The 13,728-nt window shown below is 39.0% G+C and carries 11 protein-coding genes; 1 reads left to right on the top strand and 10 read right to left on the bottom strand.

Annotated features, from left to right (window positions below; genetic code table 11):
• Positions 1-70: 70 nt before the first annotated feature.
• The 10 genes from HF964_RS00615 to priA form a co-directional block, all read right to left on the bottom strand.
• Positions 71-1,342: a tetratricopeptide repeat protein gene (locus HF964_RS00615; protein ID WP_168721120.1), complete on the bottom strand. Its 1,272-nt coding sequence runs from the start codon at positions 1,340-1,342 to the stop codon at positions 71-73.
• A 93-nt stretch (positions 1,343-1,435) separates the two neighbouring features.
• Positions 1,436-2,746 (bottom strand): ribosome biogenesis GTPase Der, encoded by a 1,311-nt coding sequence (der, locus tag HF964_RS00610; protein WP_168721119.1) that lies wholly within the window; start codon positions 2,744-2,746, stop codon positions 1,436-1,438.
• Between the two features lie 85 nt (positions 2,747-2,831).
• Positions 2,832-4,034 carry a 30S ribosomal protein S1 gene (gene rpsA, locus HF964_RS00605; RefSeq protein WP_168721118.1) on the bottom strand — a complete coding sequence of 401 codons (1,203 nt, stop codon included), beginning with the start codon at positions 4,032-4,034 and terminating at the stop codon, positions 2,832-2,834.
• 97 nt (positions 4,035-4,131) lie between these two features.
• Complete coding sequence (gene cmk, locus HF964_RS00600) at positions 4,132-4,827, bottom strand: (d)CMP kinase (RefSeq protein WP_168721117.1); 696 nt, start codon at positions 4,825-4,827, stop codon at positions 4,132-4,134.
• Positions 4,828-4,853: 26 nt separating this feature from the next.
• Positions 4,854-5,528, bottom strand: a complete 675-nt coding sequence (locus tag HF964_RS00595; RefSeq protein WP_168721116.1) for a LysM peptidoglycan-binding domain-containing protein — start codon at positions 5,526-5,528, stop codon at positions 4,854-4,856.
• A gap of 56 nt (positions 5,529-5,584) precedes the next feature.
• A complete protein-coding gene (locus tag HF964_RS00590) occupies positions 5,585-7,030 on the bottom strand; it encodes a RecQ family ATP-dependent DNA helicase (RefSeq protein WP_168721115.1) in 1,446 nt (481 codons plus the stop codon).
• Positions 7,017-8,069 (bottom strand): helix-turn-helix domain-containing protein, encoded by a 1,053-nt coding sequence (locus HF964_RS00585; protein ID WP_168721114.1) that lies wholly within the window; start codon positions 8,067-8,069, stop codon positions 7,017-7,019. Before HF964_RS00585 ends, HF964_RS00590 begins: the two co-directional genes overlap by 14 nt.
• 19 nt (positions 8,070-8,088) lie before the next feature.
• Positions 8,089-9,447, bottom strand: a complete 1,359-nt coding sequence (gene rsmB / locus HF964_RS00580) for a 16S rRNA (cytosine(967)-C(5))-methyltransferase RsmB (protein WP_168721113.1) — start codon at positions 9,445-9,447, stop codon at positions 8,089-8,091.
• On the bottom strand, positions 9,440-10,390 hold the full coding sequence (fmt, locus tag HF964_RS00575) for a methionyl-tRNA formyltransferase (RefSeq protein ID WP_168721112.1): 951 nt from the start codon (positions 10,388-10,390) through the stop codon (positions 9,440-9,442). The genes rsmB and fmt overlap by 8 nt, the downstream gene beginning before the upstream one ends.
• Before the next feature lie 16 nt (positions 10,391-10,406).
• Positions 10,407-12,830 (bottom strand): primosomal protein N', encoded by a 2,424-nt coding sequence (gene priA / locus HF964_RS00570; protein ID WP_168721111.1) that lies wholly within the window; start codon positions 12,828-12,830, stop codon positions 10,407-10,409.
• Positions 12,831-13,108: 278 nt separating this feature from the next.
• Here priA and HF964_RS00565 point away from each other — a divergent pair, with 278 nt between their 5' ends.
• The gene (locus HF964_RS00565; RefSeq protein ID WP_168721110.1) at positions 13,109-13,720 is read left to right on the top strand and encodes a GNAT family N-acetyltransferase; all 612 of its coding nucleotides are present in this window, start codon (positions 13,109-13,111) and stop codon (positions 13,718-13,720) included.
• Positions 13,721-13,728 lie beyond the last annotated feature (8 nt).

Genomic DNA, 13,728 nt, shown 5'->3' with positions numbered 1-13,728 from the left:
AATTTACATAATTACTACGTTAATTTAGAATTTAGCCCTATTTTTATAATTAAGAGGCTGCACTTTATTGTTAAAGTTCATCCGTTAAAGCATTAACTTGATCTAACATATCGTAATCTTCCGGTTGTAATTTAATATATTGATTCCCCAATGCCAATGCCCATTGCCAATCAGCATCTTCTTTGGCAAAGCTAAAGGCTTCATATAAATAATCATAATTATCCATAAAGCTATCTGCCGCAGCATGCCAGTATTTACGAGCAAGTTCCCACTGATCGACGCGTGTCAATGACTTGGCAACATTCCAATAAACTTGCGGATCAACTTCATCATTTTGCACATATGCACTTAATAATTCAATATTATCAGTATCATTTTCAGCTTGTAAGTATAGATTTGACAAGCCCAGTACTAAGGTTACATCATCTGGTTCAATGGCTAGTCCTTCTTCATAGTACTTAGTTGCCAATGCAAAGTCACCGAGTTTAATCGCAGTTTCAGCGGCAATTTTGAATAGGGTTTCATTAAATTCATCAACTGCTAAACCTTGTTGGAAGATTCGTAATGCATCTTCCAATTGATTAGTTTCAACCAAGGCTTGCCCTAGATATGGGTAAACACTAGCAAACTGATTATCCATTTCAACCACTTTTTCTAACGCTGGAATCGCTTTTTCATATTCTTTTAATTGGAAATATGTAAATCCAAGTTGGAACTGAGTAGCCGGAGTCATATCGGCTTCGTGAATTTGTTCTAAATAACCAATTGCATTATCAAAATTACCGGCTTGCGCGTACGCAACTCCAATCCGAGAGACTAAATCAACTCGTGAGAAAGTTTTAACCCCTTGGATTAGGAGCTCTTTATAATACTTGATGGCAGCTTTAAATTGGCGCATATTAAAGTAAAATTCCGCCATAGCAAATAATATAACCGGTTCATTTGGAGCTAATGCATGAGCTTCAATCAACTTTTGTTCACTCGCTTCAAATAGTTCTTCCGTTTGATATAAATCAGCCATAACCAATAAACTTTCTAGATAAGCTGCTGAATTTGGTGTAATTTGACTTAAATAATTGATTGCTTCGTCAATCTCACCTTCATCAATCAAGACATCTGCCAAGCCGGTTCGTAATTCATCAGCATCTGGATAAGCATCAAGAAGTTTTAAATAAACCCGTTTTGCTTGCTTCAAAAAGCCTAATCCATATAATTCTTCTGCCAAACTAAATAACATATCGTCGTCGTCATGGCGTAAAGCAGATGCAAATAATTTCTTAGCTACCTCTAATTGGCCTCCGCTAAGTGCATCTAACATTTGTTCTGAATATGATTCTTGCATGATATTCTCCTTTAGACTGTAAAACTTTTAGATAATAAAACCCACACAGCTGCTTTTGCATTTGTGCGGGTTCGGGCCTTAATCTAATTGGTCTTACTTACGTTCCCGAATGATTAAGTGAATTGGCGTTCCCGTGAAATCAAATGCTTTACGAATTTGGTTTTCAAGGAAGCGTTGGTATGAGAAGTGCATTAATTCAGGGTCGTTAACAAAGACCACAAATGTTGGTGGTTGAATAGCCACTTGAGTTCCGTAATAAATCCGCAGACGCTTTCCATGCACCGTTGGCGTTGGTGTGGTTGCTACCGCATCCAAGATAACTTCATTCAAGACTGAACTAGTAATTCGTTTCTTATGATTTTCGTTAACTTGCTTGATTAAAGCTGGTAACTTTTCCAATCGTTGTTTAGTTTTAGCTGAAACAAAAACAATCGGTGCATAATCTAAATACTTAAATTCGTTACGAATGTGGTCTTCAAATTCTTGCATCGTCTTGTTATCTTTTTCAATCGCATCCCACTTGTTAACGACTAGAATAATAGCCCGGCCAGCTTCATGGGCGTAACCAGCCACGTGTTTATCTTGTTCACGGATACCTTCTTCAGCATTAATAACCATCAAGATAACATTTGAGTCATCGATCGCACGCATGGCCCGCATAACTGAATATTTTTCGGTACTTTCATAAACTTTACCACGCTTACGAATCCCAGCCGTATCAACCATCACAAATTCATCACCAGCATCAGTGGTAAATTTTGTATCGACGGCATCTCGCGTAGTTCCTTCAATTGGTGACACAATAACGCGGTCTTCACCAAGCAAAGCATTAACCAATGAAGATTTACCAACATTAGGTCGCCCAATAAATGAGAAGCGAATTGCATCATCTTCAACTTCTTCTTCAGCTTCTGGGAAGTTTTTAACAACTTCATCCAATAAGTCTCCTAACCCAATTCCATGTGAACCAGAAATTGGGTAAACTTCACCAAAGCCTAATGCATAGAAATCATATATTTCTGAGCGCATTTCAAAGTTATCAACCTTGTTAACTGCCACAATAACTGGCTTATCAGCCCGGTATAAAATTTTAGCTACGTGTTCATCTGCATCAGTTAATCCTTCTTGAGCACTAACCATGAAGACAATTACATCTGCTTCATCAATAGCTACTTCAGCTTGTTCTGTGATTTGACGCATAAATGGTTGATCATCAATATCAATTCCTCCAGTATCAATCAAGCGGAATTCATGTCCTAACCATTCACCACGTGCGTAAATCCGGTCACGAGTAACCCCAGGTGTATCTTCAACAATTGAAATACGATCACCGACAACCCGGTTAAAAATTGTTGACTTCCCAACGTTTGGTCGACCAACAATTGCAACTAATGGATATCCCATAGTGATTCTCCTTTTCGAATATCTTTTTCTTATATAAAATAAAAGAGAAGATCGGTTCACCACCGATCCTCTCTTTTAATGACAATTACTTGTTCAAGTCACCAAGAATATCGCCAATAGTGAAGCCTTCTTCATCATCAGAAGTGTAGTTCTTGATATCTGATGATGATGCAGAAGAGTTATCTTCTGACTTTTCAGCTTTTTGAGCAGCTGGGCGTTCTTCTAAAGCCTTGATTGAAAGGCTCAAACGTTGAGCAGCTGGGTCAACTGACAATACCTTAACCTTAACTGATTCACCTGACTTCAATACGTCAGAAGGTGCATCAATGTGGTTGTGTGAGATTTGTGAAATGTGAACCAAACCTTCAACACCGGCAGCAACTTCAACGAAAGCACCAAAGTCAGTCAAACGCTTAACAGTTCCTTCAAGGATTGAACCTTCAGGAGCGTCTTGCGCAATCTTTTCCCATGGGCCAGGTTGAGTTTGCTTGATTGACAATGAAATACGTTGCTTTTCAGCGTCCATTGCAAGTACTTTAACCTTAACAGTTTCACCAACTGAAAGTACATCAGATGGTTTTGAAACACGGTCGTATGAAATTTCTGATACGTGGACAAGTCCATCTACACCGCCAAGGTCGATGAAAGCACCAAAGTCAGTCATACGAGCAACTTTACCTTCAACAACATCGTTCACGCTGATTTCGCCAAATACTTTTTCAATAGCAGCTGAGTGTTCAGCTGAAAGTACGGCACGACGTGAAAGAATCAAACGGTTGTCAGCTGGATCGATTTCTACGATTTCAGCACGGACAGTTTGACCTTTGTATTGGTTTAAATCTGAAACGAAACGGTTTTCGATCATTGAAGCAGGAATGAAACCACGAACACCAGCATCAACTACCAAGCCACCACGGACAACTTGGATAACAGGTACTTCAAGGATATCACCAGGCTTGTGATCTTTTTCAAGATTTTCCCAAGCCTTACGTACTTCAAGGCGCTTCTTAGAAAGGAGGTATGAACCACCTTCCTTATCGCTACCGATTTTACGAGTAACAACAAGGTCTAAAACGTCACCGATTTTTAATTCTGCAGTCATATCTGCATCTGGGTTGTTTGAGTATTCACGACCTGGAATCACACCTTCAACACCAGTACCTTGAATTCCCACAATAGCTTGACGTTGATCGTCAAATGCTAAAACTTCACCCTTAACAATGTCACCAACATTAATTTCTGCTGCTGCATCAAGGGCTGCTAATAATTCGTTGTTTTCTTCATTCATGAAAAACAATCCTCCAATAAAACGACTCTATAGGATATTGTACCCTACTTAGTTGTTTTTGACTATATTTTTATCTCAATTATTACAAAAAAATTATTTAACCAATTTTTTGCTTAATCAAGTCAGTGATTTTTGCCACAACCTGATCAATGCTTAAGCCAGTTGTATCAACCAATACGGCATCATCAGCTTGCTTTAATGGTGATACTTCACGGCGTGAATCAAGATAATCCCGACGCGCAATTGATTCCTTAATTTCATCCAATGTTAAATCAGTATCAATCCCCTTCGCTTGGTTTTCAGCAAATCGCCGTTGACCGCGTTCGGCTACACTAGCAACTAAGAAAATTTTAACTTGCGCATTTGGTAGCACTGTTGTACCAATATCACGTCCATCCATGATGACACTACTAGTTGCTGCCAATTGGCGTTGCCGTTCAACCAATTCTGTACGGACCGCTGGAATAGCAGCAATTACTGAAACTAAACTATTTACATTAGCCTGACGAATATCTTCTGTCACATCAACTTGATTTAAAAATACCAACTGGCCTTGTTCACTTGGTGCAAAGCTAATTTGAACGTTAGCTAATAAATTACTGATGCTTGTCTCATCAACTGCTGTTTGGCCAACTTGAATCAAGTTAGCTTGCATGGCAGCTAGTGTGATTGCCCGATACATAGCACCAGTATCTACATATATGTATCCCATTTGAGCTGCAATAATTTTAGCGATGGTTGATTTACCAGCTGAGGCCGGGCCATCAATTGCGACTTGTGTTTTTGTTGTCATAAATTATTCAATGTTCCAATCTATATTTATTTAACGCGCAGTGATTCCCCAACGTGGACATTGTTCAAGTCAACACCTGGATTTAAGGCTTGTAATTCACCTAATGACAAGCCATGTGCTAATGCGAGCCGGTATCCATTAACTTTAACGGTATCATATTGGCCCCCATCTTGAGATGAACTTGAACTACTATCAGTACTACTTGATGAACTGCTTTGTTGTGCGGCTTGTTCTTGGGCGGCTTTCATTGATGATTGTTGTGCGGCAGCTTGTTGTGCCGCTTGACGACTAGCAGCGGCTGCACCTACAGCAGCTTGACTACTTGCGACAGCAGCACTACTTGCGGCGGCTTGACTACTTGCAGCAGCTTCACTACTTGCATCTGCTTTACTTTGACTGTCTTTAGCGGCATCATTTGATTTTTTAGCACTACTCTTACTTGGGACTGATGTTGAAATTTGAGTTTGTGCAGGTTCATCAGCTGATGAGCCTGGTGAATTAATAGATTCAACATAGCGAACTACCGGGTAAGCCGCTAAGACTACCACAGCTAAAATTAATAAACTTACAATCCACGCAGTCCGGGAACTGCGCTTACGAAATTGCGTACGTGAGGGGGCAGCTGATTCATCTGGACTAGTTTCTTCAGTAAATGAGGCCTCCCATGGTTTTTTCTTTTGTTCGTCGTTATTTTGAGTCATGTAACTCCTCCTAAAAATTATCAGTGAATATTGTACCATAAATGCTTAAAATCAACTTACTGATTGAATAACTTTTTTATTCGTTTTTGCCAATCAATATTACCTATGTTAGGCATTACTTTAGTCGTTGGTAGCGCTAAACTAGCAATATCTAATGTTTCTGCTTGTGTTGACCAATTTTGAGCTGCCACCCCCACTAATTGTTCTTCACCAAATACTCGTAATAAATAGTTGCGTTTATCAGTTGTGATTTCAATATACTGCACCATTTGTTGTAATGCCAATCTTTTGACTAGCAGTCGGCGTCGAAATAACTCAGTAACCGCCTTTTCATCTAGGCCTTGGCTAGCATAATACTGCAATAAGCGTAATTGCTGCCTATCAAATGGATAATGTGGGGTTTGCAAATAAAAATGTTTAATTGTTAAATCATCTGGTATTCCACTAATTAATAGATTATTAACTAAATAATCGTCAGTTTCCGTGTACAACAAGATTGCAATTGCAGGCTGTTGATCACGACCTGCCCGCCCGATTTCTTGTAAATAGCTTTCTAAATCACCAGCCAGATGATAATGAATTACCCAACGAACATCTGCTTTATCAATGCCCATTCCAAATGCAGATGTTGCCACAATTACATCCAGTTGATTATGCATAAATTGCTGTTGAATAGCAAAACGTTGTTCATTTTCAATATCACCATGGTATGTAGCAACTTTTCGAGCTGTCTTTTGCTGTAAATCAGTTCGTAACTGATTAGCCTGCTTTTTACTTGATAAATAGATGATTCCCGCCCCTGGTAACTCACGAACTAATTCCAAAAGACGAGCATGCTTTTCTTGCTCGTTAGCAATTTTTTCAGTCCGTAAATGAATATTCGGGCGATTAACTGAATATACGACTTGCGTCATGGGTTTAGGTAATTTAAATTGCCTTTGAATCTCAGTTCGAACTTGGGCACTGGCCGTGGCTGTTAATAACAATAACCGTGGTTGAGCAAACAGTTGATATGCCCGCCCAATTTCTAAATAATCCGGGCGAAAATCAGGCCCCCATTGCGCAATACTATGGGCCTCATCAACAACTAATAAATTAATTTTTTGCTGAGCTAAAGCTTCCAAGACACTATTTTGCGTTAGTGTTTCTGGTGCAATGAATACATAATCAAACTTTGCTAAATTTTGTAAAATAAAAAATTTTGTTCGCGGATGTTGCATTGAATTTAATGCAACTGTCCGACGGATACCATGGGCATTTAGACGAGCTACTTGATCTTGCATTAATGATAATAGTGGTGAAACAATTACTGTTAAACCACCTAAGTAGCGCCCCGCAAGTTCATAAATTAAACTCTTACCCGTCCCCGTTGGCAAGACTGCTAATACATCTTCACGTCGCTCTAGTAGAGCTGTTAGCACCTCAGCTTGGCCTGGACGAAATGTATTAAAGTTATAATATCTTTTTAAATAAGCATGTAATCGATTATCAAACGTTGACATCCATGTCCTCCCGCTTTTTTGCTAACTGTAGCAGTTGGTATAGCCTAAAATAGGTAAAATATCGTGGATCTTTGCCCGCCGCATAAATTTTAAAATCCCAATTTATTAAATCTGCATCCCTATATATGTCTGCCAATACACTTTGCTCGTTATCAGGAATTAACTCTTCAATTGCAGCTACTGACCAACGCTGTAAGATAGCAGCTTGTAAAATATGTTCGCGAACTGTATTAGGCTTAATTTGGCGTTGTTGAGCAATTTGTTTTAACGAATGATTTTCTTGCCACATTGCTACACTTATATTAGCACTATTAGAAAGTAATGACCGCCGCGTCAATAGTATTAGACTTTTAATTAGTGTATCGGTGGTTAAACTAACTGTCATCAAAGCCGCTATTTGATCTAGCTGCCATAATTGCCAATCAAATTCAGTCCATGTATCGGGTATTGGTAACTCACTAAATAAGGCATTGCTAACATCATGTCCAAATAACATCTGTGCAAATAATTGAGCATCTTCATTAGATAAGGTTGCAAGCCAAGTTTGTAATTCTTGTGACCACTGCGTAATCAATACTTCACGAGGATGCATTTTCAACCAATGTTTTAGTTGCCACTGAGCCTGTAAATCAATTTGATACGGATAAAATCGGGCATTATGATAAGCCAATTCTGAAATAGTTTGATTAGCTAATAAAAAAAGATCACGAAATAACTTTAAATCGAAATTTTGATTAATTGCTAAATGCTTAGGTATATAATGTGTCTCTTGATATTGTGCTTGTGTTGTAGCACCCTTAGATGTTAATTGAATTAAACCGTGAGCATCATGTTTTATCAAGCCATGTCGCTGTAATTCTTTAAGCACTTTTTCAATATTAGTATTTTCAAACAATCCCGTTTCAGGCAAGACATCATATACTAAGCCCCAAAAACTAGTTGAAACTGTCTGTGCTCCACCTTGCCAAATATTACCAAAAACTTTTGCACGCCGTGATTCGGTCAGATTTAATTTTGTTAACATATATCCCGTTATCATCGGCTCGCTCCTTTTGATATTATTTAATACGCTTTAAATTGGCAATGAAGAAACCATCTGATTGGTAATCATCTGGGTAAATTGTCAATGTTTGGTCGTCATTAGTTGGAAAATTATTACTTGTTACGACTGGTGCTAATGCAAAGTCTGGATGATTTGCTAAGAATTGTTGAACAACTTGTTGGTTTTCAATATCTAAAATAGTACAAGTTGAATACGTCAACAAGCCATCAATCTTAACTAAGTTGGCGACACTATCTAAGATAGCTAATTGAATCTTTTGTAAGTTTTGACTATCAGCTAATTGCTTTTCGTAACGAATTTCTGGTTTGCGACGTAATAATCCAAATCCTGAACATGGGGCATCGACTAACACTCGGTCAAAACTAGCTGCCGTAAATTCAGCACTTAATTCGCGTGCATCAATTGCTTTGGCCACAATTCGGTCATCAACGTGTAAGCGTTGTGCGTTGGCATTAATTAACTTAACTTTGTGATCGTGAATATCTAAGGCATTCACTTGCCCACCATCATCAGCTTCTAAATAACTAGCAATTTGCGTCGTTTTCCCACCAGGGGCTGCACATGCATCAAGGACTTTGTAACTTGGTTGATCAAGTTGCATCACTTCGGCCACTAACATCGCAGATTCATCTTGAAGGGTAATATAACCATCTAAGAATGGTTGACTACCCGCCACAAAGCCACCATGCACAAGTAAACCATCTTCAGCAACTTGTGACTTTTCAACTTCAAAACCTTCTGCTGCTAATGCGGTTAACATTTCATCAACATTGGTTACTGCCCGGTTAACCCGTACTGATTGGGCTGGGGCTTCGTTAATTGACGCGGCAATCGCTTCCGTTTTGGTTAAACCAACTTGATCATTTAACTTTTCTAGCAACCACACTGGTAAGCTCGCCGTTACTGATAAACGTTCAACTGGATCGGTAATGCTATCAAATGATGGTAAGCCTTCGCGATCAATTTGATGTAAAACCCCAGTAATAAAGCGCCGTTGTCCATCATGGCCACGTTGCTTAGCAATTTCAATCGTTTCATCAAAAATTGAGTGCTTAGGAATTTTATCCAAGAATTGCATTTGAAAAATAGCGGTATACAGTAATTCACGTAACCATGGTTGCATTTTTTGCGGTTGCTTAACAAATGGTTTTAACCAAAATTCAAGGGTTAAACGGTGTTGAATGACCCCGTAAACAATTGTCGTGTAAAGGTTCTTGTCTTTTGGATCCATTTCAAACTTTTTGATAGTTGCATTTAATTGTAAGTTTGAGTATGCTCCATTTTTGATACTTTCCAGTGTGTATACTGCTAGGGCACGTGCCGTTTTCAATTGTGGTTTGGTTGGTTTAGCCATTAAAAATTACCTGTTGTCCTTCTGTAAAGTTTGCTAAGTTGCCGTTTAAATAATCGGTGATACTCATTTTAGGTTTACCCGCTGGTTGTAAGTTAACTAAGCTAATAATCGTGCCTGCACCAGCCGCAATCCATAAAGCATGTTTAGTCTTTTTAACAACAACTCCCGCGGATTGCGTAGTCATCTCATTAACTACTTGCACGCCTTGAATTTTAGTCCGGACGCCGTTAATGACCGTATATGCCGTTGGGAATGGGTATAAACCACGGACATGGTTATCAATTACTTGGGCCGGTTGATTAAAGTCCAGTTGTTCTTGTTCGGGACTGATGTTTGGTGAGAAAGTTACTAACGCTTCGTCTTGGGTGACCGGCGTTACGTTACCCGCAATTAAATCTGGTAAGGTTTTGATTAATAAATCACGGCCAAGGACACTTAATTTATCAAACATTGTACCAACATTATCCGTGCTTGTAATTGGTTCTTCAGCCACGGCAATCACATCCCCGGCATCCATTTTCTTTACCATATACATGATTGAAACTCCGGTTTTTTCATCGCCGTTCATAATTGCGTAGTGAACTGGGGCCCCACCACGATACTTTGGTAATAACGAAGCATGAACATTAATTGCCCCAATTTTAGCAGCATTTAATAATTTAGTTGGTAAAAATTGCCCAAAGGCAGCCGTGATAATTAAATCTGGGTTGATATCAATCACGCGTTGCATTTCATCAGAACCACTAATTTTTTCGGGTTGTAATACTTCAATTTCGTGTGCTAAAGCAACTTCTTTAACTGGCGTTGGTGTCAACACGCGTTTGCGACCAACTGGCCGATCAGGTTGCGTTACCACGGCTTTAACGTCATAACCATTAGCAATCACGGCTTCTAAGATAGGTGCTGAGAACGCTGGGGTTCCCATAAATACTACAGATGTCATATATTTATTTCTCCTTTTACATAAAACTAACGGGCTCACGGTCAATTGATAATTGAAAAGCATTGTGCCCGGCATTTTGGGCCCGTTCTAACAGTTCATTTAATACTTGATCCAATTGATTTTGGTGTCGATATTTGATTACAATTTGGTAATAATAACGCTGTTTAATTCGCGCAATTGATCGCGGCGTTGGCCCCAAGAAAATGGTATCAGCTGGTAAACGTTTCTTTAACCATCGGCCAATTTGACTCATATTTTGCGCTGCAATTCGTTCATCTAAATCACTGCCTTGTAATTTAATCGTGAAATAATATGGTGGATACTTAGCTAAATGTCGTAATTGCATTTCTTGTTGATAAAAGTGCTCATAATCGTGTGCTTTAGCCAATTGAATTGCATAATGATCAGGGTTATACGTTTGAACATAGACTTCACCGGGTAAATCAGCTCGGCCCGCCCGTCCAGCAACTTGGGTCAATAATTGGAACGTGCGCTCAGCAGCATGAAAATCCGGTAGTCCAAGTCCAGTATCGGCATTCAAGACCCCAACTAATGTGACTAATGGAAAATCAAGCCCTTTGGCAATCATTTGGGTACCAAGTAAAATATCGGCTTCATGCGCTCCAAAGGCCGTCAACATCTTCTCATGGGCACCTTTTTTACGAGTGGTATCTAAATCCATTCTTAAAATCCGTGCTTCAGGTAACAATGCATGTAATTCTTGTTCAACTTTTTGCGTTCCTGTACCATAATAGCGAATCGCTGTTGATTGGCAATTTGGACATACTTTAGGAATCCCTTCTTCATGACCACAATAGTGACATTTCATCGAATGCGTATCCATATGTAATGTTAAACCAATATCACAATTAGGGCATTGTAAGACATGTCCACAATCCCGACACATCATAAAACTCGAAAAACCACGTCGATTGAGCATCAAGACACTTTGTTCACCTTTAACCAAGCGATCTTTCAAAGCATCTAATAAAGGTTCAGAAAACGTTGATTCCGGCCCCTTTTTAATTTCTTCACGCATATCAACAACTTGCACCGTCGGCATAATTTGATTATTAATCCGCTCAGGCATCATTAATAATTGATAGACGCCTTTTTGGGCACGGGCACGGGTTTCAAGCGATGGCGTTGCCGAGCCCAAGACTAAAGGTGCTTGGTAGTATTGACTGCGCCACATGGCCACATCACGGGCATGGTAGCGCGGATTTTCATCTTGCTTATAGGTTGTTTCATGCTCTTCATCCATAATAATTAAACCAATATTATCCAATGGTGCAAATACGGCTGAGCGGGCCCCAACAACTACTTTGGCTTCACCCCGCTCAATTCGCCGCCATTCATCATAACGCTCACCAATTGATAACCCAGAGTGTAAAACTGCTACTTGACGACCAAAGCGTGACCGAACTCGAATCATCATTTGTGGAGTGAGGGCGATTTCAGGCACTAACATCAAAGCACTGCGACCTTGCGCTAATGTATGCTGCATTGCTTGTAGATATACTTCCGTTTTACCCGAACCAGTTACTCCTTCTAAAAGAAAGGTTTGTGCTTCACCAGCAGCTGCATTGATTGCGTTTAAGGCTGCTTGTTGATGCGGCTGAAGCGTTAATGGTTGACTAGGCTCAATTGCATGGTGCGCCATTGGGTCACGATAAACTTCCATCGGCACTTTAGCGAGCCACCCTTTTTTTGCCCCCGTCGTAATCACTGCCTCACTAAGCTCATACTCGGCCAAGACACGATCTTTAGCCACGACTTGCCCTGATTTTAGAGTTTGTAAAAATGACAATAACACACTTTGCTTATGCGCAGCTTTAGTTAATCCACTACGAGCTTCTTCAAGTTGTTCAAAATCAAGTAACGGTTTAATGCCAAGTTTAGTCTTGGCTTTAGCTTGGTTATTGACCTCATAATAAAATTCCAAACTACCTTCACGTTGCAGTTTCGTTAATTTACTGACTTGTTCAGGAGTAAATTTGGTTTCATCATATTCAATGAAATCTCGACCAGCAAACATTTGCTTAATTTCTGGATCATTTATTTCATCAATTGAGCGTAAAAATTTTTTATATTTTGCACGAAACATACTTGGTAGCATTGCTTGGAGTACTGTAATTTGAAATGCATAGGCTTGATGGGCTAACCAACCTGACAGACTAATTAATTCTTGATTTAATACTGGTTTTAAATCCAAAACCGTCTGAATCATTTTTAAATGTGTATAAGTCTCATCTTGCCTGTCAATTTCACTAAAGCCGACTACAAAGCCTTGAATTAAACGGTTGCCACGACCAAATGGCACAACTACTCGCATTCCTAGTGTCACAGTATGGGCTAGTGGAACTGGAATTAAATAACTATATGGTTGGTTAGTTTGCATTGCAGGTACATCAACAATCACACTGGCCACCCGTTCCATTTCCTCACCTCCCTTTTTATCTGACAATTTTGTTATTTCTGCAAATAAAGTGCTAGTAATAATCATACTAGTTGTCCTTGCAAATTGATAGTAATTAATATTCATTATACCGTGATTTTAACTAAAATAGCAGACTTCAAATCGATATTAATTATAATTAAGGGCTAATTTGGATGAGTAGCAAATAGTTAGATTTTCTTAATCAATAGCGGTATACTTTAATAGTTGTTATAACTAATTAATGATTTAATAATACGTAATTATTAAGGAGATGCTTAATGAAAATCAAGAAAGCAACGTTGCATGATATTTTAGCTATTGCTGAGCTTAATTTTGATGGCTTTAAAGATTATGAATTATTCAATATCTCAGTTTCTGAAGCTAAACATACTAAGGCATTGTATGAAATATTAAAATTAAATGCCGTTGCAAGCATCCAAAAAGGTTATGGTTATTTATGCTATGATGCTGATAAGTTAATAGGTTATTTTAGTCTCATTCCGGCTGGTCAAGAACTTGATGGTTTAGCCTTTTTAAAAGCCGGTGCTTGGAAAATTCCGTTGCTGACATCTTTTAAAACTTCGCGGCAATTATTGAGCCAAGTTTTAAAAGCCGAAGCGATTTTAAAACCCTTTCCCAAAGACTATTGGTACCTCGATACATTAGTCGTGGTACCAGGTAATCAAGGTAGTGGCTATGGTTCACGTATTTTACAGGCAGCTAAAGATCTGGTTATCAAAAATCATGGACGTAAACTACGCTTAATCACTAATGCCACGCGTAATCGTGATTTCTATACTAAAAACGCTTTTATTAACGATGCCATCATCTTGCCCACTGATAACAACAGTAATTTCACCACTTGGTCGTTTTATTTTGATGTTAAGTAGCCCACACT

The sequence above is a fragment of the Periweissella fabalis genome (assembly GCF_012396505.1).
GTDB lineage: Bacteria > Bacillota > Bacilli > Lactobacillales > Lactobacillaceae > Periweissella > Periweissella fabalis.
The sequence above is the reverse complement of the archived record's forward strand: the minus strand, read 5'-3'. Positions and strand labels throughout refer to the sequence as shown.

Bases quoted from the DNA above. Each gene is read 5' to 3' on its own strand.
- HF964_RS00615 (WP_168721120.1), bottom strand. From the start codon at position 1,342: ATGCAAGAATCATATTCAGAACAAATGTTAGATGCACTTAGCGGAGGC.
- der (WP_168721119.1), bottom strand. From the start codon at position 2,746: ATGGGATATCCATTAGTTGCAATTGTTGGTCGACCAAACGTTGGGAAG.
- rpsA (WP_168721118.1), bottom strand. From the start codon at position 4,034: ATGAATGAAGAAAACAACGAATTATTAGCAGCCCTTGATGCAGCAGCA.
- cmk (WP_168721117.1), bottom strand. From the start codon at position 4,827: ATGACAACAAAAACACAAGTCGCAATTGATGGCCCGGCCTCAGCTGGT.
- HF964_RS00595 (WP_168721116.1), bottom strand. From the start codon at position 5,528: ATGACTCAAAATAACGACGAACAAAAGAAAAAACCATGGGAGGCCTCA.
- HF964_RS00590 (WP_168721115.1), bottom strand. From the start codon at position 7,030: ATGTCAACGTTTGATAATCGATTACATGCTTATTTAAAAAGATATTAT.
- HF964_RS00585 (WP_168721114.1), bottom strand. From the start codon at position 8,069: ATGATAACGGGATATATGTTAACAAAATTAAATCTGACCGAATCACGG.
- rsmB (WP_168721113.1), bottom strand. From the start codon at position 9,447: ATGGCTAAACCAACCAAACCACAATTGAAAACGGCACGTGCCCTAGCA.
- fmt (WP_168721112.1), bottom strand. From the start codon at position 10,390: ATGACATCTGTAGTATTTATGGGAACCCCAGCGTTCTCAGCACCTATC.
- priA (WP_168721111.1), bottom strand. From the start codon at position 12,830: ATGGAACGGGTGGCCAGTGTGATTGTTGATGTACCTGCAATGCAAACT.
- HF964_RS00565 (WP_168721110.1), top strand. From the start codon at position 13,109: ATGAAAATCAAGAAAGCAACGTTGCATGATATTTTAGCTATTGCTGAG.